This window comes from Streptomyces mangrovi, assembly GCF_900114215.1.
Classification (GTDB): domain Bacteria; phylum Actinomycetota; class Actinomycetes; order Streptomycetales; family Streptomycetaceae; genus Streptomyces; species Streptomyces barkulensis.
On the sequence record NZ_FOSG01000020.1, the window covers coordinates 87,537 to 114,260 of the forward strand.

Below are 26,724 nucleotides of genomic sequence, written 5' to 3' on the forward strand. Positions count from 1 at the left end.
GTGTGTCATGTTATGCCGGTTCTGTTCGTTTCTGTCGCATCGTGCCGCTTCCTGTCGCATCCCGCTGTGGAGCGGTCGCGTCACTTCTCCCGCGGCTCCCTGGGGGAGAGCAGGAGCGCGAGCAGCAGCAGGCCGATCGCCTCCGGCGCCCACACGGGCGCGTCGCTGACCGGGGCCTCGCGCGTGGTCATCAGGTCGGCGACCATGTCCCGCTCGGCCGGAGCGGCGGGGGCAAGGGTGGTTCCCGTGGTGTGGGTGAGCATCTGGGTCCTCCTCGGTGGGATGCCAGGTGGATGTCGCCGCCCGGTGCGGGCGGCTTCACATATGACGTTACGTACGCACCGTTTGATGTGCATGCGCGCTTCCAATCCGCTTTGCGGGGTTCCGTGTTCCGTGTATGGGGCGGGAGGGGGCGGCTGACCACGGGGGACGAGTCGGGGCGCGCCGGCGGCCCGGGAGGGGCGGGCCCGGAAGGGCGGTCGAGTATTCACCCGTACGGAGTAGATGGACGAGGTGCGGAGCGGCCCGCACCCGCCACCCGGACGCGGCCTGCGGCCGGACCGTGTGCACCGCCGGTACGGGAGCGGTCGGGCGCGCCTTCGACGGCTGTCCGCCCCCGCGCCGGGTACGGGCGAGGCGGCCGGAGTGCTCCGGGAAACGGCGCCGGGTGTCCGGTATCCGGGCGCCGGCCGGCGCGAATTCACCGGATGTCCGGCGGGCCGTCAGGGAGGCGACCCGACGGCTGCATCCGGGCTTTTCCGGACGTACACCCCCCGTTCCCCGCGCTGTGGGCCGGCCCGCCGCGGACCGGGGAGGGGACGCAAGGGTTTTCCCCGTATCGGGGCCGGCCGGGGCGTTCCTATGGTCGGCGGCACCGGAGTTCCGGGCGGAACCGACGTCATGCCCCACCCCGCCCGGAACCCCGGTGCACCCCCGCACCAGGCACCCCCACTGCCCGGCCCGCCCGGGCAGCTTCGAAAGGAACCCCCCCGTGAAGGCCCCAAGGCGAAGACTGATATCAGTGCTGGCGGCGACCGCCACCCTCATGACCGGAGCCGCCACCGCGTCCGGCGCGACCGCGGCCCCGCAGTCGGGGGAGACCGCCACCGAGGCCGGCGAGCAGCGCACCGAACTCCCCGAGGCGCCCGCGGACGGTGTCATCGTCGCCTACCGCAACCGCACCGAGACCAAGGCCGCGAGTGCCTCCCCGAGCGCGGCCGAGTCCGACTCCGAGGCCAGGGCCGAGGCTCGGGCCAAGGGGAGGAAGACCGGGCAGAAGCTGAAGTTCGAGCGCCGCCTGGCCACGGGCGCGGCCCTGTACGAGGTGGAGGGCAAGACCTCGCAGGCCGAGATCAACAAGATCGTCAAGGCCTTCGAGAGCGACCCGGACGTCGCCTACGCCGAGCCCAACACCCGCATGTACGCGATGGCGACCCCCAACGACACGCGGTACGGCAGCCAGTGGGACCTCTTCGAGTCCACCGCCGGCATGCGCGTGCCCGGCGCCTGGGACAAGTCCACCGGCCGGGGCACCGTCGTCGCCGTCCTGGACACCGGCTACGTCGCCCACTCCGACCTCGCCGCCAACATCGTCCCCGGCTACGACTTCGTCTCCGACGCCACCAACGCGCGGGACGGCGACGGCCGCGACGGCAACCCCGCCGACGAGGGCGACTGGTTCAACGCCGGCGAGTGCGGCGCCACCTACGACAGCCCCTCCTCCTGGCACGGTACCCACGTCGCGGGCACCATCGCCGCGTCGACGAACAACGGCAAGGGCATCGCGGGCATCGCCTACAACGCGAAGATCCAGCCCGTCCGCGTGCTCGCCAAGTGCGGCGGCACCACCGCCGACATCGCCGACGCCATCACCTGGGCCTCCGGCGGCACCGTCTACGGCGTCCCGGCCAACCCCACCCCGGCCCACGTCATCAACATGAGCCTGGGCGGCGGCGGCACCTGCTCCAGCACCTACCAGAACGCGATCAACGGCGCCGTCGGCCGCGGCACCACGGTCGTCGTCGCGGCGGGCAACAGCAACACCAACGCCTCCGGCTTCGTCCCGGCGAACTGCTCCAACGTCGTCACCGTCGCCTCCAGTGACCGCCAGGGCAACCGGGCCTCCTACTCCAACTACGGTTCGATCATCGACATCACCGCCCCCGGCGGCGAGACCGCGGTCCGGACCAACGGCATCCTCTCCACGGTGGACTCCGGCTCCACCCGGCCCAGCGGCGAGAGCTACGCCTACTACCAGGGCACCAGCATGGCCGCCCCGCACATCGCCGGCCTGGCCGCGCTGATGAAGTCGGCCGACTCCTCGCTGAGCCCGGCCCAGATCGAGCAGCTGATCAAGTCCAAGGCCCGCACCCTGCCCGGCACCTGTAGCGGCGGCTGCGGCGCCGGCCTGGCCGACGCCGCCGCGACCGTCGCGGCCGCGGGCGGCGACAGCGGCGGCGGGGAGGACCCGGTCGGCGACACCTACACCAACAGCGCCAACGTCTCCATCCCGGACAACAGCACCACCGGTGTCACCTCCCCGATCGCGGTGAGCGGCCGCAGCGGCCACGCGCCGGCCGACCTCCAGGTCGCCGTCGACATCAAGCACACCTACCGCGGTGACCTGGTCATCGAGCTGGTCGCCCCCGACGGCCGCTACGCCACCCTCAAGGAGTCCGCCTACGACAGCGCCGACAACGTGATCGCCACGTACACCGTCGACGCCTCCTCGGTGCTCGCCAACGGCACCTGGAAGCTGCGGGTCAAGGACGTCTACGCCGGGGACACCGGCTACATCGACTCCTGGAGCCTGACCTTCTGACCTTCTGACCGAACCGACCGCGACCGACCGGGAGACCGGCCGGCCACCGGACCGGGGCCCGTCCACCCGACGGGGCGGGCCCCGCACGGTTCCCACCGACGGTCCCCGCCCCCACCGGGGATCTCCGGCCGCTGATCCGGACCGCCACCGAGACGGTCCGCACCGGCCGGCAAACCAGGGCCTGCCGGCGCTGCACCCGCCGGCAGGCCCTGACGGCTTCCCGGCGCCCGATCCACCGCGCCCGCACGGGAATCCACCGGAACCCGCGCCGGGCCCGCGCCGGAACCTCCGTCGAAAAACCGTCGAACGTCCACGCCGAAGACCATCGACCGGTAGCCCGTCTCCTCCGTATCCTCGCGGAGCACGGGCATGAACACGACCGGAGGCGGTGTATGGGTCTGGATCGGGAGGCCCCCCGTCCGGCGCTGGTCGGGCGCGGCGATCTGCTGGACCACCTGGAGCGGACCCTGCGCGACCACGGCAGGGTCGCCCTCACCGGCCCGCCGGGCATCGGCAAGACGGCCCTGGTCGCCGCCGTGGCCAGGCCTCGGGAACGCCGGGCGCGGGGAGAGACCGTCCTGTGGCTGGCCCCGGAGGAGGAGGACCGGGACATCCCCGGCGCCGGCGCGGCCGGACTGCTGGACGACATGCCCGAGGAGGTTCTGCGACAACTGCCCCGGCCGCAGCGCGCGGCCGTCGCCGTGGCCCGCCGCGAGACGGAGGCGCCCGCCGCCGGACAGGACCGCGTCGCCCTGCGGCTGGCCGTGGCCCAGGCACTGCGCCTGATCGCCGCCGGGGGGCCGGTGCTGCTGGTGGTGGACAACGCCCAGTGGCTGGACCCCGACAGCTCCGCCCTGCTCCGCTTCGCCCTGCACAAGGCGCCGCCCGCGGTACGGGCCCTGGTGGCGGAGCGGCAGCACACCAGCCCGCTGCACGCGGAGACCCTCTTCGGCCACACCGGCCCCCGCGTCGTCCACGTCCCGCCGCTGGGCGCCGACCACATCGCCGCGCTGCTGGCCGACCACGAACTCCCCGCCCGGCTGGCCGGCCGCATCCACCGGGCCGGCGGCGGCAACCCCAGGCTCGCCCTGGCCATCGGCCGCTCCCTGGCGGGCACCCGCACCTTCGTCCACCACGCCGACGAACTGCCGCCGGGCGGCGAGGCCCGCGCCGCCGCCCGCCGCATGCTGGCCGAGGTGCCGGCCGAGGCGCACCCCACCCTGCTGCTCGCCGCGCTGGCCACCGGACCGACCACGACCGTGCTGCGCAGGGCGGGCCGGACCTCGGCCGAGGCGGACCTCGCGGCCGCCGAGCGGGCCGGGCTGGTCACCGTCGGCGAGGACGGAGCGGTCGCCTTCACCGCCGAAGTGGTGCCCGCGACCCTGGCCGCCGAGGCGGACTGGGACGAGCGGGCCGCCTGCCACGCGGCCCTGGCCGAAGCCGTGGGAGACCCCGTGCAGGCCGTACGCCACCGGGCCCTGGCCTCCGATCCCCGCGACGCCGGCGCGGAGATCGCCGGGGAACTCGACCGGGCCCTGGAAGCCTGCCGCCGCCGGGGGGACCGGGCCCTGGCCGCCGAACTCGGCCTGCTCGCCGCCGAACGCACCCCCGCCGGGCACCCGGAGGAGGAGGTGGCGCGGCTGCTGGGGGCCGCCGCCGACGCGGCCGGCGCCGCCCGGCCCGACCTGTCCAGGCGGGCCGCCGACGCCATCCTCGCCCGCGACGTGCCGCCCGCCGCCCGGCTGAGCGCCCGGCTCGCCATCCTGGACACCGCGTTCCAGGGCCTCACCGACCTGGACGAGACCTTCTCCCACGCCCTGGCCGACGCCGGCGACGACCCGTCGATGCGCGCGGCCGTGCTGGTCCGGCTGGTGTGGAAGCAGCAACTGGCCGACGGCGACAGCGCCGCGGCCCGCGCCACCGCCGAGGAGGCGTACCGTCTGGCCCTGGCCGCCGGGGACCGGGGGACCGCCGTACTGGCGGCCACCGCCCGCGCCCGCATCAGCCGTGCCCTGGGCGAGCCCGAGGCCGAGGCGCACACCGAGGAGGCCCTGACCGTGTGGCGGGAGGGGCTCCCACCCGCGCTGCGCAACGGGCCGCGGCTGCTCGCCTGCCGCCACGCCCTGTTCGACGACCGGCTCACCGAGGCGCGCGAGGGACTGCTCGCCCTGCTGCCCGAACTCGAACGGCTGGGAACCACCGAGGACCTGGTGGTGGCGCTGCGCTCGCTGGCCGAGGTCGAGGCCCGCCAGGGACAGTGCGCCGCGGCCCTCGCCCACGCCCGCCGCGCGGTGTCCATCGCGCTGGAGGCCGGCTTCTCCCCGGGGCCGCTGTGGTACAGCGCGGCGCTGGCCGAGACCGCCGGCGGCAGCTTCCGGCGCGCGGCCGACTACGCCCGCCGCAGCCTGCGCGCCTCCCAGGAGGAGGGCGACCAGGTCTTCGTGCACTGCTCCCTGTACGCGCTGGGGCGCGTACAGCTCGCCATGGGCGAGACCGCCCTGGCCCTGGAGACGCTCGGCGGCATCCGCGACCTGCCGATCACCGCCCTGGCCACCGACCCGTCCGTCCTGCGCTGGCACGAGGAGCTGGCCGAGGCGTACGTGGCCGGCGGGGAGCCGGAGAGGGCCGCCGACCTGCTGGCGGAGGTCACCCCGGTGGCGCGGCGGCTGGGGCGCACCACCGTGCTGACGGCGCTGGACCGGGTCCGCGGCCAGTACCTGGCGGCCACCGGCGATCCGGACGCGGGGGCGGAGCTGCTGCGGGAGACCGCCGACCGCTTCACCGCGCACGGGCTGCCCATCGAGGCCGGACGCACCCTGCTGGCGCTGGCGCGCACCGAGCGGCGCCGCAGGCGCCGGGCGGCCGCGCAGGCCGTACTGCGCGAGGCGGCCGGGGTGTTCGACCGTGCCGGGGCCCGGCCCTGGGCGCGGCTGGCCGGCGGCGCCCCGCCGCGCGGCGGGGCCGAACCGTTCCCCGGCGGGCCGGCCGGGTTCACCGAGCGGCTCACCGAGGCGGAGCGGCGCCTGGCCCTGCTCGTCGGGCAGGGGGCGAGCAACCAGGAGGCGGCGGCCAGGCTCTTCCTCAGCGTCAAGACCGTCGAGGCCCGGCTGACCCGCATCTACCGCAAGCTCGGCGTCCGCGGCCGGGCGCAGCTCGCCGTGGTGGTGCGCGACGACTGACCGGCGCGGCCCCCCGGTTTCCGCCCGGCCCGTGTGAGCCGCTCCGTACGAGCCGGTCTCCAGCGGTGCTGAAGCCGGGCGCGGCAGCGTGGTGGCGATCGCGCCGCCGGCCTTCGGCGGCGCAGGCCGTCATCGAAGGGAGTCGCCGTGTCTCAGGCGGTCCAGGCAGTCAGGAGCAAGGTCACCGGGGACCTCTACGCGGAGGTGCAGACGTTCTACGCGCGGCAGATGCGCCGCGTGGACGCCCTGGACATCGAGGGTTTCGCGGACACCTTCACCGACGACGGCGTGGTGGTGCACGCCAACGGCGAGCGGGCGCAGGGCCGGGAGCGGATGGTCGCGGGCATGCGGGCGAACCTGCCGCGCTACCGGGACATCGCCGTCCGGCACTGGTTCGACCACCTGCTGATCGAGACCGACCCCGCGGACGAGGACACCCTGCGGGTGTCGTACTACACGCTCGTCACCCAGACCGACCGGGAGGGGAAGGTCTCCTTCCAGCCGACCTTCACCGTCGACGACGTGCTGGTGCGGCGCGACGGCGAACTGCTCACGCGGTCGCGGGTCATCCACCGCGACACCCCCGTGGAGCTCCCCGCCTCCTGAGGCGCCCCGGTCCGCGCGGCGCGCGGTACGGCACACGGCACCACGGCGGTGGCCCCCCGAATCCCATCGGGGGGCCACCGCCGTGGTGCCGTGCGGCGCCCGCACCGCCGCCGCTCGCGCACCCTTTCGTTTTCGTTCCGGGGCTCCGCGGGGCCCGTCAGTCGATGCCCCGCCAGATGTGCGGCTCGGATGCGTCCTCCTCCTCTCCGGCCAGCAGGGGAACGGGGATGTCCCAGAAGTCGTGGTTCAGGGGCTCACGCTCCGGCGCATCGGTGATCATCCTCATCTCCTCCCCACCGGATCCGGCACGCCGCCTCAGGCGTGGCAGTCCGGCAGTCCTCCGTGGTACGCGACCATCTCCCCGAAGGGGCCGGCCACGTCCATCCGCGCCCCCGGCGGCAGCCCCTCCAGCTCCGCGCGGGCGCGGTGCAGATTCCCGACCAGGCGCTCGGGGTCGAGCAGTGGGGCGAAGCCGCCCAGGTCCGCGCGGCGCGCCGCCTCCAGCGGGGGGAGCCCGTCGCGCACGGACTCCTCCGCGATCCGCAGCAGCCATCGCAGATACGCCTCGGTGGCGTCCAGCAGCTCCGGTCCGCCCACCGGCCCGTGGCCGGGGACCACCACGCGCGGGGCGAGGGCCCGCATCCGCTCCAGCGCCCGCAGCGAACCGGTCACCGAACCCATCAGCACGAACGGCGTCACCCCCGACCAGACCAGGTCGCCGGTGAACAGCACACCGCGCTCGGGCACCCACGCCACCGTGTCGTCGGCGGTGTGCGCGGGGCCCAGGTGCAGCAGCTCCACGCGCAGGCCCCCGGCGTGGAGGGTGAGCCCGTCGCGGAAGGTCAGCGTCGGCAGGGTCAGCGGGATCTCGCCCCACTCCACCCCCGGCCACAGCCCGCACAGCCCCAGCCCCGCCTCGGCGCTGTCGGCGCGGGTGCCCTCGTGCGCGACGACCACCGCCCTTGGTGTGAACAGGCTGTTGCCGAAGGTGTGGTCGCCGTGGAAGTGGGTGTTGACGACGACGCCCGGTCCGCCCGGGGCGACCCGTTCCGCCTCCCGGCGCAGCAGCCGGGCGCGGGACTCGGTGGCCGCGGTGTCGATCAGGACGGGCGGACCCTCGCCGCCGGGCCGGCCCGTCACCAGGCCCGCGTTGTTCAGGCACCAGCCGCCCGGCGGCTGGACGAAGGCGTGGACACCGTCGGCGACCTCCTCCAAGGCGGGGGCGGCGGTGATCGGGGAGGCTGCGGTCGGGTGGGCGGTGATCGGGGAGGCGGTGCTCCCGATCGCCGCCGTGGGCGTGGCCATCGGTTCTCCGTCCGTGTGTCGAGGGGGCGTGTGCCGGGGCGCTCAGCGGAGCGAGGCGTACCGGCCCCGGTGGAACAGCAGGGGGCGGGCGCCGGGCTCGGAGCTCAGCGCCACCACCTGCCCGACGAGCAGCACATGGTCGCCCGCCTCGTGCTCGGCGTGCAGCAGGCACTCGAAGGAGGCCGACGCCGAGGGGACGACAGCGTTGCCCGTGATCCCCTCCACCGCGCCGATGCGCCGCATGGCCTCCTCGCCCACGGGCCGGTCCGGCCGGGCGAACTCCCCCGAGAGCAGCCGGTGTTCCTCGGCCAGTACGTTCACGGCGAAGCCGCCGCCGGCCGCCACCCGCGGCCGCATCCTGCCGTCCCGCTTCACCGAGACCAGCAGCAGCATCGGGTCGAGGGACACGGAGGTCAGGCTGTTGAGGGTCATCACGGAGAGGGTGTCCCCGCTGCCCTGGGTCAGCAGCGTGACGCCGGTGGGGAAGCACCCCATCGCCGTGCGGAAGGAGCTGATGTCGGGCTCGGGCCCGGCAAGCAGTGTGGTGCCCGTGTCGGTCATGGTCCCGGCTCCGTCTCTGCGCGCCCGTCCCCGGTCCGCGCTGTCGTTGGCTGGTGGGGCCGCCGGCCGGTCGTCGGCCGGCCGGCTGGTCGCGGCGGGTGGGCGGGTCAGTAGTTGCCGAGACCGCCGCAGACGTTGAGCGCCTGCGCGGTGATGGAGGCGGCGATGTCGGAGGCCAGGTAGCCGACCAGGCCGGCGACCTCCTCCGGGGTGGAGTAGCGGCCCAGCGGGATCTTCGCCTGGAACTTCTCCAGGACGTCCTCCTCCGTCACGCCCCAGTGGCCCGCGTAGCCCTGGCGCACGCGCTGGGCCATGGGGGTCTCGACGTAGCCGGGGCAGACGGCGTTCACGGTGATGCCGGTCTTCGCCAGCTCCTTGCCGGCGGCCTTGGTGAAGCCGATGACCCCGTGCTTGGAGGCGGAGTACGGCGCGGCGAGCTCCACGCCCTGCTTGCCTCCGGTGGAGGCGATGTTGATGATCCGGCCCCAGTCCCCCTCGCGCATCCGGCCGGTGCTCAGCACCTCGCGGGTGACGCGGAAGGTGCCGTTGAGATTGGTGTCGATCACGTCCAGCCAGAGGTCGTCGGGCATCTCGGCGGTGACGCCGCCGCCGCCCCGGCCGGCGTTGTTGACCAGGATGTCGACACGGCCGTACTCGGCCACCGCCGCGGTCACCGCCTGGCGCACCTGCTCGGTCGAGGAGACGTCGCAGACCGTGCCGGACACCTCCAGACCCTCCGCGCGCAGCCGCTTCACCACGGCCTTCACGCTCTCCTCGGCACGCGCCACGCCGAACACCGCGACGCCCTGCCGGGCCAGCAGCTCGGTCACGGCGAGTCCGATGCCGCTGGTGGCGCCGGTGACGAAAGCGACCCGGCGTCCCGTGCCTGTCCCCGCGTCTGTCATCGTGCTCTCCCGTATCCGTAGGGGCTTGGGTGACGACGACCGTGACCGGCGCACCTTGCGGGTCTCTCGACTCCTCCTGGAGACCTCCCGGGAGGGAAGGGTTCCAGCGGTGCTCGACACCCGGTCGAGCACCGCCCGTGAGGGTGGGCCCGTCCGTTGTGCGCGACCAGGCGCCACCCCAGGCGCCGTCCCAGGAGCGAGGAGGAGCCCATGCCCGAGCAGACGATCCCGGACGTGCGGAAGTCGGTGACCGTGGCGGCCACGGCCGAGGAGAGCTTCAAGGTCTTCACCGGGCGCCCCGCCGACTGGTGGCCCCCGTCCCACGTCCTGCTGAAGAAGGAGCGCGCCGGCCTCGCCTTCGAGCCGCGCGTCGGCGGCCGCTACTACGAGTGGGACGTGGAGGGCAACGAGATCGCCTGGGGCCGCGTCCTGGAGTGGGACCCGCCGCGTCGGCTGGTGATGACCTGGCGGATCGACGGCAACTGGCAGTCCATCACCGACGACGAGCGCGCCAGCGAGATCGAGGTCGACTTCACGCCGGTCGACGCGGGCACCACGAAGGTGGAGCTGGCCCATGTGAAGCTGCACAAGCACGGCGAGGGCGCGCGGCGCATCTTCCAGGCGCTGGACGGCCCGAGCCCGGGCGAGACCCTGGAGCGCTTCGGAAAGCTGTTCTGACCGCGGGTTCCGGGCGCTCCGGGCGCGCCCGTCCGGCGGTGACGGGCGGTGCGCGCCGGGCCCGGGCCGGGGTCCAGTGACGGTGCAGCGGCCTTCGAGGCGGGGTGCGCAAGCTGGCCCGGCCAACGAAGGCCCTTCACCACAGGAGGTCACCAGGATGCCTGCCGACACACTGCCGGACACCCTGCCGGACGTAACGCCGGACGCACTGTCGGACGTACCGCCGGACACACTGTCGGACGCCGGACTGGCGGTGGCCGCGGAGAAGCTGCGGATCCTCGCGGCCCGGGACGCGGCCGTGGCCGACACCTCCCGTGCGCTGACGCCCGAGGTCGTGGCGGCGCTGCGGGAGTCCGGCTTCGCCCGCCACTTCGTGTCCTCCCGGTGGGGCGGCTCCGAGGGGTCGTTCGCCGAGCTGACCCGTGCCGTGATGACGGTCGGCGAGGGGTGCGCGGCCACCGCCTGGTGCGCCTCGCTGAGCGCCTACTCGGCCCGCTTCGCCTCGCACCTGCCCGAGGAGGGCCACCGCGCCCTGTGGGGCGCCACGCCCGACACCGTCATCGCCACCGCCCTGATGCCGGCCGGCCGGGCCACCCCCACCGAGGGCGGCTGGCGGCTGGGCGGCCGGTGGAGCTACGTCAGCGGAGTCGACTTCGCCGACTGGGCGCTGGTGTGCGCCGCGGTGGCCGGCGGCGAGGGCCCGCCGAGGATGCGCTTCTTCGCGCTGCCCGCCGGTGACTACACGGTCGTGGAGAGCTGGGACAGCGTCGGGATGCGGGCCACCGGCAGCCACACCGTGGTGGTCGAGGACGCGTTCGTGCCCGCGCACCTGTCCTTCGACCGCACCGACATGCTCACCGGCCGCAACGCCGGCTCGCACCTGCCCTCCCACAACGTGCCCTTCCAGGCGGTGGGCGGTCTGACGTTCATCGCCCCCGTGGTCGGGGCGGCGGCCGGGGCGCTGGAGGCGTGCGCGGCGACCGTCACCGGGCGCCGGCGCAACCCGTCCAATGAGATCAAGGTGGTGCGCGCCTCCGGCCGCATCGACGCCGCCCGGCACCTGGTGGAGCAGAACGCCGAGGTCATCGACGAGCGGGCGTTCACCCCCGCGCTGATGGCCCGCAACGAGCGGAACGCCACGTTCGCCGCGGAGATCGTCAACGAGGCCGTCACCCTGCTGATCCGCGCCGCCGGCACCGGCGGACTGGACGAGGGCCGCCCGCTGCAGCGGTTCTGGCGGGACATCACCTCGGCGACCAGCCATGTCGCGCTCCAGTACGACACCGCCGCCCGCAAGAACTACTCGGCCGTCCTGCTCGGCCCCGAGGAGGAGTGAGACGGGCGGGGCCCGTGCGGGGGCGGAGCCTCCGCGGCCCCGCCGTCGCGCGCTCCGCCACACCCGCCCGCGCCCGCCGGCGCGGTCTCCCGCCCGCTCCCACGGAGGTGCCACCTTGTCCGTCTCACCCGTCGAATCCCCCGCCGAACCCCTCGCCGACCCTCTCGCCGGCCCCCTCGCGGAGTCCGCCGCCGGGGCCGAGGCCTCCGCCTCGGCCGCGGCCGGCTGCCCGGTCGCCCACGGGGGGATGGAGACCTACCCCTTCCCCGGATCGTCGTACCGGGGCCCCGACCCGCGCTACGCGAAGCTGCGCACCGAGCAGCCGGTGGTGAAGGTCCACACCGCCGGAGGCGTGGACGCCTGGCTGGTCACCCGCTACGAGGACGTGCGCGAGCTGTCGGCCGACCCCCGGCTCAGCCGCGCCCTGGCCTGCGGGCCGGGCGCGCCGCGCATCGGCGGGACGATGCACACCACCCCCGAGATGATCATCTCGCTGGACTCGCCCGAGCACTCCAGGCTCCGCAAGCTGGTGGCCGGCGCGTTCACCCTGCGCCGCGTCCAGCGGATGCGGGACGGCGTCCAGCGCGTCGCCGACGAACTGCTCGACGACATGCTGGCCAAGGGCGGCACGGTCGATCTGGTCCAGCAGCTGGCGCTGCCGCTGCCGCTGACCGTCATCGGCGAACTGCTGGGCGTGCCGTCGAAGGACCTGCGCGACTTCGAGAAGTGGGCCCGCGCGTTCGCCACCGTCGACGACCGCGCCGGCGGCGAGGAGTCGCTCAACGGCCTGGCCAAGCTGAGCGAGTACATCGTCGGGCTGATCGCCGACAAGCGGGCGGACCCGGCCGACGACATGCTCTCCGAACTGATCACGGCCCGCGACGACGGCGACCGGCTCAGCGAGGAGGAGCTGGTCACCTTCGGCTTCACCCTGATCGGCGCCGGCTTCGACACCACCGCCAACCAGCTCGCCAACTCCGTGCTGGCCCTGCTGGCGCACCACCGCGAGCAGTGGCTGTGGCTGGCCGAGGACCCCGGGCGCATCCCCGTGGCGGTCGACGAACTGCTGCGCCACGTCAATCTGTTCGCCACCGACACCACCGGTTTCCCGCGCATCGCCGCCGCCGACGTCGAGGTCGGCGGGGTGACGATCGCCAAGGGGGACGCGGTGCTGCTGGCGCTGGCGTCGGCCAACCGCGACGAGGCCGTCTTCGCCGACCCCGACCGGCTCGACCTGGCCCGCTCCCACAACCCGCACATCTCCTTCGGCCACGGCGTCCACCACTGCCTGGGCAAGCACCTGGGCCGGATGGAGATGGAGATCGCGATCGAGGGACTGGTGCGCCGCTTCCCCGGCCTGCGGCTCGCCGTGCCCGAGGAGGAACTGCCCTGGCACACCGGCGAGATCAACCACACCCTCACCTCCCTGCCGGTCACCTGGGGGGAGTGAGCCCCCGCGGCCGCACGGCGGCCACCGCGGACGTGACGGAGCCGGGCCCGGACGCTGGGATCAGCGTCCGGGCCCGGCTCCGTCGAATCGCCGCACGGGAGCCGCGTCAGCCGGCGTCGGCCACCGGGCCCATCACGGCGAAGCGCGCGCCCTGGTCGTCCGAGAGCAGGGCGGAACGGCCGAACGGGCTGTCCATGGGCTCGCGCCGGACCTCCCCGCCCAGGGAGTGGACCGTCTCCGCGGCCTTGTCGCAGTCCTCGACGGAGAAGTACACCAGCATGTGCGCCGGGAGGTCGGCGGGCTGGTACGGCCCCATCTGGAGGCGGGCCGCGACCGGCTGCGGGCTGCCGGGCAGCGAGAAGAGCTTGAAGTCGAACTCCGTGCCCTCCGAGACCTGCTGACCCTGATAGCCCAGGACGGTCTCGTAGAAGGGGTCGACGCGCTCCTTGTCGCGCGTGTAGACCTCGGGCCAGAAGAACGAGCCGGGCGCGCCGTGGAGGTCGAAGCCCGCGTGGCCGTCCGCCTGCCACAGGCCGAAGACCGTGCCGCCCGGGTCGGTGGCCAGCAGGCTGGTGCCCATGCCGGGCACCACCGACGGCCCGGCGACGACCCGGCCGCCGGCCTCCCCGATCCGGTCCGCGGCGCCGGCCGCGTCCGCCGAGGCGAAGTACAGGTTCCACGCGCCCGAGGCGCCCTCCGGGTCCGCGGCCAGCGCCCCCACGGTCTTGCCGTCGCGCAGCGCCACCACGGAGGCACCGTGGCCGGTGTCGTGGTACGTCCAGCCGAACAGCTCGCCGTAGAAGCGCTTCGCCGCCTCCAGGTCGGGCACCGTCGCGTCCACCCAGCAGGGGAACCCTGCCTCGAAAGCGGTCACGTCCCGCTCCTCTCCATCACGTCGTGTCCTCGTCGTGCACGGCACGTCCTGCGGTCGTCCGGACGCTATCCGCGGGCGCTCGAGCGGCGGACGAGAAGCGCCCGTGCCCGGCTCGCGGGGAGCCGGGCACGGGCGGTGCGCGGTGCGCGGGGTGCGGACGGGCGCGGGACGGCGGGCTCAGCCGAGCCGGGTGCCCCGCGCCGAGACCGTGACGGGGCCGAAGACGGTGCCGTCCTGCTCCAGCACGGTGAAGGCGGTGGCGGTCGTGGCGAAGGCGTTGCCCGACAGCCTGCCCAGGTGGACGGCGTGCACGGTGCCGGGGAAGACGCCCTCGGCGGGCTCCGAGGGACCGGGGTGGGTCACGTAGAAGGAGAAGGCGCTCTTGCCGCGGGCCGTCCAGTAGCCGGTGCCCGGGTACTGCGGCACACCGTTCTCGTCGGGCGTGCCGTCGGTCGTCACGGTGCGGTCGTCGTGGAAGACGAAGCGCGAGACGGCGGTGGTGGCGTCCGGGCCGGTGCCGACGGTGACGGCCACCTCCCAGGCGCCGGTGATCGCCGGGCCCCGGCCGTGCGCCCGGGCCTGGTCGGAGTCGGCGGCCGTGACCAGCAGGCCGGCGAACACCGTCAGGACCGCGAACCAGACGGCGAGTACGCGCGGCGGGACGCGTCGTCGCGTGCCGGAGGCGGAGTGGGCGGCGGTGGCGGGCGGGATGGTCGCTGTGTCAGGCATGGACTGGCCTCTCTGCGTGCTGTGCGTGCTGTGCGTGCTGTGCGTGCTGTGCCGGTGGTGAGGGCCGCTGCTGTGCGCGGGCCCTGAGATCGAAGCCGGGGCGGGCGACGTCCTGCGGCGTCAGGTCCGTGCCCGAGGCGAGGAGGCGGCGCGAGATGCCGTGGTCGGCGGGCCGGTTGACGGACTCCACGCCGGTCAGGCGCCCGGCGCGGAAGCAGAACACCGAGAAACGCCCGGCGGCCGGGTCGCCGGCGACCACCGCCTCGTCGTGGCCCGCGGTGAGCCCGGCCATCTGGAGCCGCAGCCCGTACTGCTCCGACCAGAACCACGGGACCGCGGTGTACGGCCCGGTCTCGCCCAGGATGTCGGCCGCCACGCGGCGGGCCTGGTCGGAGGCGTTCTGCACCGACTCCAGGCGGATGTGCCGCCCGGTCCACGGACTGGGGAAGCGGGCGCAGTCGCCGACGGCGTACACGTCCGGATCGCTGGTGCGCAGCCGCGGGTCGACGATGACGCCGTCGCCCACCAGCAGTCCGGCGGCGGTGGCGAGTTCGACGTTGGGCAGTGCGCCGATGCCGGCCACGACCAGATCGGCCGCCAGGCGCTCGCCGCCGTCCAGCTCCACCACCCGTACGTGCCCGGGGTCCTCGGAGCCGGTGCCGCCGTGCAGCGCCACCACCTCGCGGCGCGTCAGGACGCGGACGCCCTGCCCGCGGTGCTCGGCCGCGACGTGTTCCGAGACGGCCCCGGTGACCGCCCGGGACATGACCCGCGCGGCCGCCTCGACGACCGTGACCCGGTGGCCGAGCGTGCGGGCGGTGGCGGCCAGCTCCAGGCCCAGGAAGCCCGCGCCGACCACCACCACGTCCAGCTCCCGGCCACCGGTGAGCCGGTGGCGCAGCGCGTCGGCGTCGGCCAGGGAGCGCAGGGTCCGCACGCCCTCCAGGTCCGCCCCGGCCACGGGCAGGCGGCGCGGCCGCGAGCCGGTCGCCAGAACCAGGCGCCCGTAGGGCAGTTCACGGCCGGAGTCCAGCTCCACGGTCCTGCGGTCCCGGTCGATCCCGGCCGCCCGGTCGCCGCGGACCAGATCGATGTCGAGGGCGGAGAAGAAGTCGTCGGGCCGCAGTTCGAGGCCGGCCCGGTCCACCGTCCCCAGCAGATAGCCCTTCGACAGCGGCGGACGCTGGTAGGGCAGCGCGGTCTCCTCCGCGACCAGTGTGATGCGGCCGGAGAAGCCGCGGGCGCGCAGCGCCGCGACGGTCTCCACGCCGCCCTGGCCCGCGCCGACGACGACCACGTCCGGCGCGCCGGGCTCCCCGGCGGTTCCTCCCGCCGTGCCCCGCGCCGTTTCCTCCGTCGCCCCGGCCATCAGCTCTGCGCCTCCGGCAGGTGCACCACCAGGCCGTCGATCTCCTCGGAGACCGGGAGCTGGCAGCTGAGGCGGCTGTTGTCGCGGCGGGGACAGGCGGTGCCGTACAGCACCTCGTCCTCGGACTCGTGGATCTCCGGCAGCGGCAGCGTGTTGGCCTCGTCGACGTAGACGTGGCAGGTTCCGCACTGGGCGGAGCCGCCGCACTGGGCCTCGATGCCGTCGATGTTGTTGATCTTGGCGCCGCGCATGACCGTGTTGGGCGCCGCCACGTCGACGATGGTCTCGGTGCCGTTGGGATGCTTGTAGGTGATCTTGGCCATGGCGCTCTCCTCGGCGAAATCGGCCGGCCGCACATCGGTAGGCAGCGAACGGTGGCAGCGGTGTCTGGGGGCGCACTGGGAGCGCGCTGGAGCGCTTCTGGAGCACGACGGAGGCGGGGCCGGAGCACGGTGCGGCCGGGGACCGGGCGCACGGACGGGCTCGACCGGGCCGCTACCGGCCGTCCACCCCGCCGCCGCAGCGTCGCCGCATGACCACCTGGACACCGCGCGCATCGGGCACCACCGGCAGGGACACCAGAGCGGACGGCGGGAGGGGCGGACGGCTCGGCCTCGTGCTGTTCGCCTGCTGCCTGGGACAGTTCATGAACGTGCTCGACGCCTCGGTGGTGAACGTGGCCCTGCCCGTCATCGCGGAGGAACTGGGCTTCGAGAGACACACCCTGCAGTGGGTCAACAACGCCTACACCATCGCCGTCTGCGGCTTCCTGCTGCTCGGCGGCCGGCTCGCCGACCTGTTCGGCCAGCGCCGCGTCTTCCTCTTCGGCGTCACCCTGTTCACACTGGCCAGCAGTGTCGGCGGGGCGGCGGACGACCCGGTCACGCTCGTGCTCGCCCGCGCCTTCCAGGGACTGGGCGCGGCCGTCATGGCCCCGGCCACCCTCACGGTGCTGGGCACCACGTTCACCGAACCCGCCGCCCGCGCCAGGGCGTTCGGGATGTGGAGCGCTGTCTCCGGAGTCGCCGGGGCGGCCGGGGTGCTGGTCGGAGGCGTGGTCACCCAGTGGTTCTCCTGGCGCTGGGTACTGCTGATCAACGTGCCCCTGGGCCTGCTGCTGCTGGCCGCCGTGTACTGGGCCGTCCCCGGGACCGGGGCGCGGCGGGACGGGCCGGGCGGAAGGAAGGGCCTGGACCTGCCGGGCGCGCTGGCCGTCACCTGCGGCCTGATGGCCACCGTCCACGGCGTCGCCGCCTCCGGCGCCCACGGCTGGGACTCACCGCGGGTCTGGGGGACGACGGCGGCAGGCGCGGCCCTGCTGGGCCTGTTCGTGCTCCACCAGGCCCGGTTCGCCCGGCACCCCCTGGTGCCGCTCGGCGTCTTCCGCAACCGGTCGCTGACCGCCGCCAACCTCGTCGCCTTCTTCGGTATCGCGGCCCTCTTCAGCACCTTCTACTTCTTCACCCTGGTCCTCCAGCAGGTGCTCGGCTACAGCCCGCTGCGCACCGGGCTGAGCTATCTGCCGATGTCCCTGGGCATCGCCCTCGGCGGCTGGGGCATCGCCTGGACGGTGCCCCGCACCGGCCCCCGGCCGGTGCTGCTGGGCGGGCTGTCGCTGTCGTGCGCCGGGCTGCTGTGGCTGTCGGGGGTGGACGCCGGCTCCGCCTACACGGCCGACGTCCTCGGCCCCGCCCTGCTGCTGGGCTTCGGCATGGGCGCCGTCCTCAACGCGACGACGAACGCCGCCACCGCCGGGGTGCCCGCCCGCGACGCCGGACTGGCCTCGGGCCTGCTGAACACCACCCGCCAGCTCGGCAGCGCGGCCGGCCTGGTGACCCTGGCCGCCCTCTCCACCGCCCGCGCGGACCGCGAACTCGCCGGCGGGGCGGCCCTGGAGGACGCGCTCGCCTCCGGCTACGGACTGGCCCTGACCGGCGCCGCGCTGTTCACCGCCGCGGGACTGCTGGCCGCCCTCGCCGTACCGGGCCGGGGGACTCCGGTCCAAGGGCACTCCGGTCCAAGGGCGCTCCAGCCGTCTTCGAGACGGTGACGGGACGCTGGCGCCCTGACGAGAACGGAGGTTTCCGATGGCGACCAATCCGCCCGTAACGGCGGGCGCCGACGCGCTGCGCGCGTTCGGTTCCCAGCGGCCGCAGTGGACGGTCCGCACGCCCGGCGGCACCGACGGACCCGAGGACCCCGAAGGCACCGGCGAGGGGAGCGGGGGGAGCGGCACCGGGGCCCGGGTGGAGTACGCGACCATCGAGGTCCCCCGCGACTACGCCGACCCGGAGGGTGAGCGCGTCACCATCGCCCTCAGCCGCCGCCGGGCCACCGACCCCGCCCGCCGCCGCGGCGTCCTGCTGGCCGTCAACGGCGGGCCCGGCGGGGACTGGGGCCTGGGCCGCGAGCTGCCGGGCAAGTACGAGGGCGGCCCCGTCCACGAGGTCTACGACCTCATCGGCTTCGACCCGCGCGGCACCGGGGACTCCACCCGCCTGTACGCCGAGGTCACCGTCCCCGCCGCCCCCTTCGACTCCCGGCCCCCGGACTCCGCGTTCGAGGCCCTGGCCGAGGACATGCGGCTGCGCGAGCTGGCCTGCGAGCGGGCCGGCGGCGAACTGCGCCGCCACATCAGCACCCGCAACACCGCCCGCGACATGGACGTCATCCGCGCCGTCCTCGGCGAGGAGCGGATCAGCTTCGTGGGCTACGCCTACGGCGCGTACGTCGGCGCCGTCTTCGGCAGCATGTTCCCCGACCGCCTGGACCGCAGCGTGCTCGACTCCTGCGTCCACCCCGGGTGGACCTGGCGCGAGCAGTTCCTGTGGCAGGGCGACGCCGTCCGGCGCAACGTCGACCGGTGGGCCGGGTGGACCGGCGAGCGCGACGGTCACTTCGGCCTGGGCACCGGACCCGAGCAGGTGCTCGCCGTGGTGGAGGAGGTCGTCGCGCGCCTGGACGAGCAGTGCGACACACCGCGGTTGCGCACCCTCCTCGACGGCGCGGTGGGCAACCGCGCGACCGACCGGAGCAGATGGGAGGAACTGGGCCTGCTGGTGGCGGGACTGCGGGAGGCGACCGCCGCCGGCGACCTGGACCGCTGCCACGAGCTCCTGGCCGAACAGGGCACCTGGCGGCCCGAGGACAGCGAGGGCGACCTGCGCGTCGGCGTTCTGGAGGCCATCACCCTGGAACACGCCTGGCCCGCCGACCTGGAGGTCTACCACCAGGACATGCGCGACTTCCGCGAGCGGTTCCCCTACGGCTACGGCGTGCTGCGCGCCCAGCCGTGGGTCGGCGCGTTCCGCACCTTCACGGCACCGGAGGAGCCCACCCGCATCACGCGCGACGGCTACCCGGCGGGCCTGGTCGTCCAGGCCGACGGCGATCCGCTGGATCACTACGAGGGCGGCGTCGCCATGGCCGGGCTGCTCGGCCACACCCTGCTCACCGTGGAGGACTCCGGCGACCACGAGGTCTACGCCCTGGCCGGCAACCCCGGCGTCGACGCCCATGTCGAGCGCTATCTGACCGACGGCGTCCTCCCGCCCCCGGGCACCACCTGCCCGGGCACGGTCTCCCGCCCGGACGTCCCGGCGGATGCCCCGGCGGACGTTCCGCCGGGCGTCCCGGCGGGCGTCTGACCCGCCCGGGGCGGCGCTACGGTGGGGCTCCGTTCTCGGAGGGAGAGGGGGACCGACCGTGAAGTACCCGTATCCGTACCCGTGTTCGCGCGGTCCGGTAGCCGGGCCGCGCGGATGGGCGCGGCCCGGCGGGAGGGCCCGGAGGGCCGCAAGGGGGACCGTCCGGTGAGCCGGCCGCGGATCCTGCTGACCGGAGCGACGGGGTTCATCGGCTCCAGGGTGCTGCGCACGCTGCTGGGGGAGGGAACGGCCGACGGGCCGGCGGCCTCCGTGCGGGCCCTGGGCCGCACCGTGCCGTCCGGCGCGCCGGACGTCCCCGGGCTCTCGTGGACGCGGGCGGATCTGGGCGATCCCTCCTCGCTGCGGGGCGCGGCCCGCGGGCAGGACGTACTGGTCCACCTCGCCTCGCGGATCACCGGGAGCGAGGCGGAGTGCGCGGCGGTCAACGTGCGCGGCACCGCGGCCCTCGTGGAGGAGGCGCGCGAGGCCGGGGTGAGGAGGATCGTCCACCTGTCCACCGCCGCGGTCTACGGGCCGGGCCCGCACCGGGGCATCGGCGTGGGCGAGACCGAACCCGCCCCGGTGTCCGCCGCGAGCGTCACCCGGCTGGCCGGGGAGGAGCCCGCCCTCGCGGCGGGCGGTGTCGTGCTCCGCCCCAACCTCGTGCTCGGGGCGGGCGACCGGTGGGTGGTGCCGGCCCTCGCCGAACTGCTGGAGCGCGTGCCGGCCCGCTGGGACGGCGGCGCCGCGCTGGTGTCGATGGTGGACGCCGGCGACCTGGCCCGGCTGGTGACCGCCCTGGCGTGCTCGCCCGGGGAGCCGCCGGCCGGTGTGTACCACGCCGGCCACCCGCGGCCGGTGCGCCTGCGCGACCTCATGGACCGCCTGGCGTCGCTGGGCGTGCTGCCCGGGGTCTTCGAGGACCTGCCCTGGGAGGACTGCCTGCGGCGGCTGCGGGAGACACCGGGCACGGTGGACGAACGCCGGTTCGCCCTGCTGGGGCTCGACCACTGGTACCGCAGCGACGAGGTCTGGCGGGTCGCGGGCTGCCCCGCCGGCCCGGGACCGCTGGCGCGGCTGGAGGAGGCCGCGCCCTGGTACCGCGGCCTGCTCGCCGGACGGCGGGCGGACCGGGACGGCCGCTGAACAGGCACCGCGACGAGCGCTGCACGGCCGGTCCGGCCGGCCCCTCCGGCAGGGGGCCGGCCGGACCGGCCGGGACCGCGTGCGGGGCGGTGCCTCCGGGAGGGGCCGGTCAGGCGGGCTGAAGGGCCGGCACGCGCGACATGGCCGTGACCGTGGTGGTGAAGACCGCCTCACCGTCCTGGTGCGCGGTGACGCGGACCGTGTCGCCGGGGATGCCGGGGGCCGACGGCACGGGCTCGGCCTCGATCCAGCACGGCCGGTCGAATTCCACGTACTTCTCGAAGGTGCTGTCCAGGCTGGTGAGCAGCAGCGGACGCCCCGTGCCGTCGAGCGCGTGGACCGCCTGGCGGGCGGCCTCCAGCAGGACCATGCCGGGCACGTGGTCCACCGGGTGGTCGAAGAGGACGGGGTGGCTGAGATCGTTCCTCAGCGACCAGCGCCCCGGCTCGCCGGTGGGGGAGAGGACGACGTCGAAGGGCGAGGAGCGGCCCACGAGGCCGGGGGTGACGGGAAGGCCGGGGGCCGGGGGACGGGACACCTGCGTGCGGCCGGCGCGCAGTCTGCGGTAGACGGCCGGGGAGACGCAGGTGAAACGGGCCCCGCCGGTGGCCACGACCTCGCCGTCGACCCGGACGGTGGCGGTGTACCGCATTCCGGCCAGCCGGTTTCCGCGGTGGCTGACGTCCGAGCAGGTGATGTCCAGCCGGAGGTCCGCGGGGGACCCCCCGATCGCGAGACTGCCGGGCAGGACCGAGAAGTTGAGGTTCCACATCAGGAAGGGGTGGCCGAGGGGCACGCCGAAGCAGGCGTGCGACATCAGCGTTCCGGCCTGGCGGATCGTCTCGGCCATCAGCATGGAGTCGTAGTGGCGTCCGCGGTCCCCGGGGACCGGCGCGAAGAAGCTGTGCCCCCGGGGCCACTGGGCGGTCACGGTGCAGCGGTCGCCGTCGAGCGGTGACCAGCCGGTCAGGAAGACCTCGGCCAGTGCGGCCCGGTGGACGTACTCCCGGGGGACCGTCGTGGTCAGCCCCCCGGGGAGGCGGGGGCGAGGAACGGCGGGCACGAAAGGTGCACCGGAACCGGCGGAGCCGGCGGGACCGGCGGAACCGGCGACGAAGGCATCGATCATGAGATCCCCCAAGCACTGCTTACGACCGGATGGGCGGGCGTCTTGCTGTGTCGTGCTTCGAGGGAAAGATACCTGGTGCTCGGTTTTTTTCTAAGGAGTTCTTTGTCAAATCTTGGTGAATCGCTGACATTGGGGGATCAGATTCCGGAAGTGATCATTCCATTGGCCTGTCGCCACACGTCCCGTCCCCGCTCCGGGCGGAGGTCGAGCGTGGACAGGACGGCCGGCAGCGTGATGCTCGGCATGAGATGGCGGTAGAGGGCCGCGGCGGAGTTCTCCAGGGAGTCGCGGCGGCCCAGTATCTGCGCCACCAGGTTGATGCCGGTGTAGGCGCCGACGAACAGCTCGCCGCTCTCCACCGGGTCGACGTGCGACAGGAGTTCGCCGTTCAACCGCGCCTCCCGCAGCGTGCCGACGCAGATCTCCATCCACTCCTGGTAGGGGCGGCTGCGGTACGGCACGTGCCCGGCTCCCTGGTCGAGGGCGAGCCTGATGCTGCCCCGCAGCAGGGGGTCGGTGGTGAGGCGGTAGGCGAAGACCATCCCGAGGTCGACGAACTCCTGTGCCTTGCTCGGCTGGGCCAGCGAGACCGTGCCCTCCCTGGTCTGCACGTCCAGGACGGCCTGCGCCAGCTCCTCCTTGGAGGCGAAATGGAAGTACAGGGCGCCCTTGGTGACATGCGCGCGTTCGAGGATCTCCGTCAGCTTCGCGGCGTCGTATCCCTTCTCCTCGAAGACGGACGCGGCGGCCTCCAGGATCGCTCGGCGTGTCCGGAGGGCACGGTCCTGTCTGGCCATATGGGCATCCGTCCTCTGGTGAGACTCTGTTCGCCGTACGCGGTCAAGTATAGACCGTCCGGTATGTTTCCGCCGGGGTGGCGGCACCGGGCGGCGGCCGGAAGCCCGCGCGGGCGCCGTCAGGGGCGGCCGCCCCTGACGCCCAGGGGCAGGTGGATGTCGATCCGCGTGCCCCGGCCGGGCGCGCTGTCGAAGGCCACCCGGCCGCCGAGGTCCTCGATCCGGTCGGAGACGGTGCGCAGGCCGGGCGTGCCCTCCCCGTCGCCCCGGACGCTGATGTGGACCCAGCGGCGGGTCACCCTGCCGACGACCGCGATCCGGGTGGACCGGGCACGGCGGATGCCCTCGTGCAGGCACTGCCGCACGGCGAGGAGGAGTTCGCGCCGCAGGGCCTGCGGCAGGCCCTGCTCGTCACCGGTCATGCGGGCGGTGACGCGGACCTCCGTGCCCGGTGAGGCCTGCGCGGCGAAGGAGCGCACCGCCTCCTCCAGCGGTGGTACGTCGCTCGCCTCGGCCAGGCCGGTCACGAGCTCCCGGGTGCGGCCGAGCGCCGAGCGCAGGCAGTCCCCGGCGGTGGCCAGGTGCCCTTCGGGGTCCTCGGCCCGCGAGGTGTGCAGTTCCAGCCGGTGCAGTGCCACGGAGAGCTGGGTGCCGACCTCGTCGTGCAGGGTGCGGGCGGCCCGGCGGCACTCGCGCCACGGCTCGTCGTGATCCCCTCCGGACGGCCGTCCGGACGCCGCCGGCCGATCCCGCAGCGACCGGCCCAGCGCGCCGACGAGCGCGGCCGCGCGAGGCAGTGCGTCCTCGGCTGCCGAGACCGCCATGACGTGCAGCAGCGCGCACTCGACCAGCAGGACGCCCGCGTCGGCGGCCAGCCCCCGGTCCAGGGCGGGGCGGCGGACCTCCGGGCCGGTGCGGTCCGTTCCGGAGTGCACCGGCCCGGTGCGGTCCTCGCCGGTGGGGGGCCCTCCGGTGCCGGGGGTCCCCGCCGCGTCGCCGAGCAGCCGCCGGGCGTGGGCGATCAGGGCGGGGCGCAGGGCGAGCGGGTCGCCGGTTCCCGGGGAGCCGAGCAGGACGGGCAGCCGTTCCTCGAAGCGGCGCAGGATCGCCCGTGTCTCACCGGGCAGCAGCAGGGGGCCCCGGGGCGCCGCGCCGGGCCGTCCGCCGGGGCGCGGGCGGTCCGGCGCCGGCGGCGCGGTCCTGCCGACCGCCGCCGGCGCCGGAGGGAAGGACCTGCTGAGGCCGTCCTGCAGGGCGGCGGCGAAGCCGCGGCCCACCAGGGCCTCCAGAAGGTCTGTCCCGGAGCCGCTTCCGAATGGAGCGTCAGTCCTCACGTCGTCCCCCGATCGACTGTGCCGCGGGCCGTCACGCACCGGTGCGGTGGCGGACGGAGCGGCCACCGCCTCTCGCGTTCGCCCGAGAAGCAGGACATGTGGAAGCTAACAAACCGGGCTCCCTGTTTGTCAAGGAAGGTTTTCGGCCGCCTGTCCGTCGCTCCCCTTCCAGGCCGGAAGCGCGGGAGGAGGGGCGGGGGGAGAGGCCGGGGGATACGCGGGAGGAGGTGCGGCGGAGGCCACCACGGACTCCGTCCCCGCGGGGTCCACCGACTCCAGGGCGTGCGGGGCCGCGATGGCCGGGAGCATCACCTCCCAGAAGCGGGTGAGCCCGCCGCGCGACAGCCACCGCTCGTTCCTCTTCCCGAGGGATTCCAGCCCGGTGGTCGCGGCGACGACCGTGGCGGCCACGGCCTGGCGGGACGCGGCCCCCCGCAGGGCGCCCTCGTCGGCCGCCCGGGCCAGGATGCCGTGGACGCAGGAGTGCCACTCCTGGCGCAGGTCGGGTCCGGAGGGCCGGGCGGGGTCGCGGTTGAGCCGGTAGCCGGCGCGCACCACCACGTCCTCGCGGATCATCCTGGCGAAGACGTGGGTGTGATCGGTGAGTTGCTGCAGGGCGCTGGCGCCGGACCCCAGGACGTGCCGGGAGGCCCGGTGGAGGGCCCGCGACGCCGCGTGCTCGACGGCGTCGGCCACGGCGGCCTTGTTCTCGAAGTGGAAGTGCAGGGCGCCGGGGCTCACGCCCGCGCCCGAGCTGATCTCGGTCAGGCGGGCCTGGACGTAACCGTGCCGCTCGAACAGCTCGGCCGCGGACCGGATGAGCGCGTGGCGGGTGCGTACGGCCCGTTCCTGTCTGGTCACGAGCACCTCCGGGGGAGGTGAGGGCGTCGTGCCGACCGCCCGTGGCGGAGGACGGGGACGGGGAGCACCCGAGCGGGGGAAGTTGGAGGCTCCATCATGGCAACAATAAAACCAACTGGATGGTTTACATGCCAGTCACTCACGTGAAAACGGCCGGTCCCTTCCCTGTGCGGACCCGTGTGCTCTGGCCTGCGGTAATGGCTCCCCGGATATGCCGGAAGGCCTCATTCCCCTCAGCTTCGCCTGTGACCTGCGGCGACGGAAGGTCGGTAGGGTCCCGTCGGGGAGGTCCGGCGCTCGCGCGGAGGCGGTGCGGGACTTGAGGGGAAGTTGACAAACCAGCGACCCGGTTTGTAATGTCCGGCGCGACGGTCCACTCGTGATGCGCCAACCGCCTCGAGCAGGAGCAGCAGATGACACTGCAGACCATCGAATCCCTGGACCCCGGGATAACCGGGGAAGATCGAGAAGCGCAGCCGCTGTCACCCTCGGCGGGCGCACCGCAGGCCGGGGCACCCGTCCGCACCGACCGGGAGGCGCTGCGGGTGCTTGTGGTGGAGAGTGAACCGCGAGCCGCCCAGTCCCTGGTGCAGGGGCTGCGGAGACACGGCTACCTGGCGGACAGCGTGGCCACCGGGGCCAAGGCCCTGCACGCCCATCACAGTGCCGACCTGGTTCTGCTCGACCTCGACCTGCCGGACCTCGACGGTCTGGAGGTGTGCCGGAGCATCCGCTCCTCCTGCGAGACGCCGGTCATCGCCATCACGGCGCGGGACACCGAACTCGACAGGGTGCTGGGACTGCAGGCCGGCGCGGACGACTACATGTCCAAGCCCTACGGCTTCCGGGAGCTGCTCGCCCGGATCCAGGCGATCATGCGCAGAGTCAGGCCCCGGGAACCGCAGGAGCGGATCATCGTCCGGGGGCCGCTCCGTATCGACCTGGACAACTGGGAGGTCCGGCTCGACGGGAAGCCCGTCGAGCTGACCCGCAAGGAGTTCGGGCTCCTGCGGATGCTCGCCTCGCGCCCCAACAGCGTCGTCTCCCGGCGGCAGCTGATGGCCCAGGTGTGGGACGACTCGTGGTCCCGGCCGGGCCGCACCATCGACACGCACGTCAGCAGTCTGCGCAACAAGCTCGGTTCCAGCAGCTGGATCATCACGGTCCGCGGGGTCGGGTTCCGGCTGGGCCACCCCTGACGGCCGTTCGCCCGGACCACCGGCCCCGGCGGGCCGCCCGTCCGGGAAGCCCGACGGACGACCCCGGCCCGGGGCGTCCGACACCGGCGCGTCCACTCCGCGAGGCGCGCGGGAAGCAGCATTCCGGACGAGGACGAAGGAGAACTCATCGTGCGCAAGGTGCTCATCGCCAATCGCGGTGAAATCGCTGTCCGGGTCGCCCGGGCCTGCCGGGACGCCGGGATCGCGAGCGTGGCCGTCTACGCCGACCCGGACCGGGACGCGCTCCACGTGCGGGCGGCGGACGAGGCCTTCGCGCTCGGCGGTGACACCCCCGCCACCAGCTACCTGGACATGGCCAAGGTCCTCAAGGCCGCCGCCGACTCCGGCGCCGACGCGGTCCACCCCGGCTACGGCTTCCTGTCGGAGAACGCCGACTTCGCCCAGGCCGTCCTCGACGCCGGACTGACCTGGATCGGCCCCCCGCCGCAGGCCATCCGCGACCTGGGCGACAAGGTCGCCGCCCGCCACATCGCCCAGCGCGCCGGCGCCCCCCTGGTGGCCGGCACCCCCGACCCGGTGGCCGGCGCGGACGAGGTCGTCGCCTTCGCCACCGAACACGGCCTGCCCATCGCCATCAAGGCCGCCTTCGGCGGCGGCGGCCGCGGCCTGAAGGTCGCCCGCACCCTTCAGGAGGTCCCCGAGCTGTACGACTCCGCCGTCCGCGAGGCGGTGGCCGCCTTCGGCCGCGGCGAGTGCTTCGTGGAACGCTACCTGGACCGGCCCCGGCACGTGGAGACCCAGTGCCTGGCCGACACC

24 protein-coding genes are annotated in these 26,724 nt (G+C 74.5%); 11 read left to right on the plus strand and 13 right to left on the minus strand.

Annotation, left to right across the window (positions count from 1 at the left end):
* Positions 1-80 precede the first annotated feature (80 nt).
* Complete coding sequence (locus BM237_RS23435; RefSeq protein ID WP_093657563.1) at positions 81-263, minus strand: hypothetical protein; 183 nt, start codon at positions 261-263, stop codon at positions 81-83.
* Positions 264-1,045: 782 nt separating this feature from the next.
* Here BM237_RS23435 and BM237_RS23440 point away from each other — a divergent pair.
* The 3 genes from BM237_RS23440 (at position 1,046) to BM237_RS23450 (ending at position 6,606) form a co-directional block, all read left to right on the plus strand.
* A complete protein-coding gene (locus BM237_RS23440; RefSeq protein WP_093851737.1) occupies positions 1,046-2,821 on the plus strand; it encodes a S8 family peptidase in 1,776 nt (591 codons plus the stop codon).
* Between the two features lie 392 nt (positions 2,822-3,213).
* Positions 3,214-6,000 (plus strand): helix-turn-helix transcriptional regulator, encoded by a 2,787-nt coding sequence (locus tag BM237_RS23445; RefSeq protein WP_093851700.1) that lies wholly within the window; start codon positions 3,214-3,216, stop codon positions 5,998-6,000.
* A gap of 147 nt (positions 6,001-6,147) precedes the next feature.
* On the plus strand, positions 6,148-6,606 hold the full coding sequence (locus BM237_RS23450; protein WP_093851701.1) for a nuclear transport factor 2 family protein: 459 nt from the start codon (positions 6,148-6,150) through the stop codon (positions 6,604-6,606).
* 157 nt (positions 6,607-6,763) lie between these two features.
* Here BM237_RS23450 and BM237_RS30360 read toward each other — a convergent pair whose 3' ends face one another.
* The 4 genes from BM237_RS30360 to BM237_RS23465 form a co-directional block, all read right to left on the minus strand.
* On the minus strand, positions 6,764-6,886 hold the full coding sequence (locus tag BM237_RS30360) for a hypothetical protein (protein WP_277622935.1): 123 nt from the start codon (positions 6,884-6,886) through the stop codon (positions 6,764-6,766).
* Positions 6,887-6,921: 35 nt separating this feature from the next.
* Complete coding sequence (locus tag BM237_RS23455) at positions 6,922-7,911, minus strand: MBL fold metallo-hydrolase (protein WP_093851702.1); 990 nt, start codon at positions 7,909-7,911, stop codon at positions 6,922-6,924.
* 42 nt (positions 7,912-7,953) lie between these two features.
* Positions 7,954-8,472 carry a flavin reductase family protein gene (locus tag BM237_RS23460; protein WP_093851703.1) on the minus strand — a complete coding sequence of 173 codons (519 nt, stop codon included), beginning with the start codon at positions 8,470-8,472 and terminating at the stop codon, positions 7,954-7,956.
* Between the two features lie 107 nt (positions 8,473-8,579).
* Complete coding sequence (locus tag BM237_RS23465; RefSeq protein ID WP_093851704.1) at positions 8,580-9,377, minus strand: SDR family NAD(P)-dependent oxidoreductase; 798 nt, start codon at positions 9,375-9,377, stop codon at positions 8,580-8,582.
* Between the two features lie 210 nt (positions 9,378-9,587).
* On the opposite strand from BM237_RS23465, the gene BM237_RS23470 reads away from it, so the two are divergent.
* The 3 genes from BM237_RS23470 (at position 9,588) to BM237_RS23480 (ending at position 12,841) form a co-directional block, all read left to right on the plus strand.
* Positions 9,588-10,055 carry an SRPBCC family protein gene (locus tag BM237_RS23470; protein WP_093851705.1) on the plus strand — a complete coding sequence of 156 codons (468 nt, stop codon included), beginning with the start codon at positions 9,588-9,590 and terminating at the stop codon, positions 10,053-10,055.
* A gap of 157 nt (positions 10,056-10,212) precedes the next feature.
* On the plus strand, positions 10,213-11,391 hold the full coding sequence (locus BM237_RS23475; RefSeq protein WP_093851706.1) for an acyl-CoA dehydrogenase family protein: 1,179 nt from the start codon (positions 10,213-10,215) through the stop codon (positions 11,389-11,391).
* Positions 11,392-11,506: 115 nt separating this feature from the next.
* Positions 11,507-12,841 (plus strand): cytochrome P450, encoded by a 1,335-nt coding sequence (locus tag BM237_RS23480; protein WP_217655915.1) that lies wholly within the window; start codon positions 11,507-11,509, stop codon positions 12,839-12,841.
* A 106-nt stretch (positions 12,842-12,947) separates the two neighbouring features.
* Here the strand turns inward: BM237_RS23480 and BM237_RS23485 are convergent, their stop codons facing one another.
* The 4 genes from BM237_RS23485 to BM237_RS23500 all read right to left on the minus strand — a co-directional run bounded on the left by BM237_RS23485 (position 12,948) and on the right by BM237_RS23500 (position 16,136).
* Positions 12,948-13,715 carry a VOC family protein gene (locus BM237_RS23485; protein ID WP_093851707.1) on the minus strand — a complete coding sequence of 256 codons (768 nt, stop codon included), beginning with the start codon at positions 13,713-13,715 and terminating at the stop codon, positions 12,948-12,950.
* Positions 13,716-13,892: 177 nt separating this feature from the next.
* Entirely contained in the window at positions 13,893-14,444 is a 552-nt protein-coding gene (locus BM237_RS23490; RefSeq protein WP_093851708.1) for a hypothetical protein, read from the minus strand.
* Positions 14,437-15,813: an NAD(P)/FAD-dependent oxidoreductase gene (locus tag BM237_RS23495; protein WP_093851709.1), complete on the minus strand. Its 1,377-nt coding sequence runs from the start codon at positions 15,811-15,813 to the stop codon at positions 14,437-14,439. Before BM237_RS23495 ends, BM237_RS23490 begins: the two co-directional genes overlap by 8 nt.
* Positions 15,813-16,136: a 2Fe-2S iron-sulfur cluster-binding protein gene (locus tag BM237_RS23500; protein WP_093851710.1), complete on the minus strand. Its 324-nt coding sequence runs from the start codon at positions 16,134-16,136 to the stop codon at positions 15,813-15,815. The genes BM237_RS23495 and BM237_RS23500 overlap by 1 nt, the downstream gene beginning before the upstream one ends.
* A gap of 209 nt (positions 16,137-16,345) precedes the next feature.
* Here BM237_RS23500 and BM237_RS23505 point away from each other — a divergent pair, with 209 nt between their 5' ends.
* The 3 genes from BM237_RS23505 to BM237_RS23515 all read left to right on the plus strand — a co-directional run bounded on the left by BM237_RS23505 (position 16,346) and on the right by BM237_RS23515 (position 20,606).
* The gene (locus tag BM237_RS23505; protein ID WP_093851711.1) at positions 16,346-17,863 is read left to right on the plus strand and encodes an MFS transporter; all 1,518 of its coding nucleotides are present in this window, start codon (positions 16,346-16,348) and stop codon (positions 17,861-17,863) included.
* Positions 17,864-17,900: 37 nt separating this feature from the next.
* Positions 17,901-19,460: an alpha/beta fold hydrolase gene (locus BM237_RS23510; RefSeq protein ID WP_093851712.1), complete on the plus strand. Its 1,560-nt coding sequence runs from the start codon at positions 17,901-17,903 to the stop codon at positions 19,458-19,460.
* Positions 19,461-19,625: 165 nt separating this feature from the next.
* Positions 19,626-20,606 carry an NAD-dependent epimerase/dehydratase family protein gene (locus BM237_RS23515; protein ID WP_245793973.1) on the plus strand — a complete coding sequence of 327 codons (981 nt, stop codon included), beginning with the start codon at positions 19,626-19,628 and terminating at the stop codon, positions 20,604-20,606.
* Between the two features lie 109 nt (positions 20,607-20,715).
* Here BM237_RS23515 and BM237_RS23520 read toward each other — a convergent pair whose 3' ends face one another.
* The 4 genes from BM237_RS23520 to BM237_RS23535 form a co-directional block, all read right to left on the minus strand.
* Positions 20,716-21,669, minus strand: coding sequence for a ScbA/BarX family gamma-butyrolactone biosynthesis protein (locus tag BM237_RS23520; protein ID WP_245793974.1), 954 nt, complete (start codon positions 21,667-21,669; stop codon positions 20,716-20,718).
* A 203-nt stretch (positions 21,670-21,872) separates the two neighbouring features.
* On the minus strand, positions 21,873-22,532 hold the full coding sequence (locus BM237_RS23525; RefSeq protein WP_245793976.1) for a ScbR family autoregulator-binding transcription factor: 660 nt from the start codon (positions 22,530-22,532) through the stop codon (positions 21,873-21,875).
* 119 nt (positions 22,533-22,651) lie between these two features.
* Positions 22,652-23,809 (minus strand): sensor histidine kinase, encoded by a 1,158-nt coding sequence (locus tag BM237_RS23530; RefSeq protein WP_093851715.1) that lies wholly within the window; start codon positions 23,807-23,809, stop codon positions 22,652-22,654.
* 186 nt (positions 23,810-23,995) lie between these two features.
* The gene (locus BM237_RS23535; RefSeq protein WP_093851716.1) at positions 23,996-24,727 is read right to left on the minus strand and encodes a ScbR family autoregulator-binding transcription factor; all 732 of its coding nucleotides are present in this window, start codon (positions 24,725-24,727) and stop codon (positions 23,996-23,998) included.
* A 413-nt stretch (positions 24,728-25,140) separates the two neighbouring features.
* Here BM237_RS23535 and BM237_RS23540 point away from each other — a divergent pair, with 413 nt between their 5' ends.
* Both BM237_RS23540 and BM237_RS23545 read left to right on the plus strand, forming a co-directional pair.
* Complete coding sequence (locus BM237_RS23540; protein WP_093851717.1) at positions 25,141-25,926, plus strand: response regulator transcription factor; 786 nt, start codon at positions 25,141-25,143, stop codon at positions 25,924-25,926.
* Positions 25,927-26,076: 150 nt separating this feature from the next.
* Positions 26,077-26,724, plus strand: a 648-nt coding sequence (locus BM237_RS23545) for a biotin carboxylase N-terminal domain-containing protein (protein ID WP_281253955.1), incomplete at its 3' end; no start/stop codon positions are given.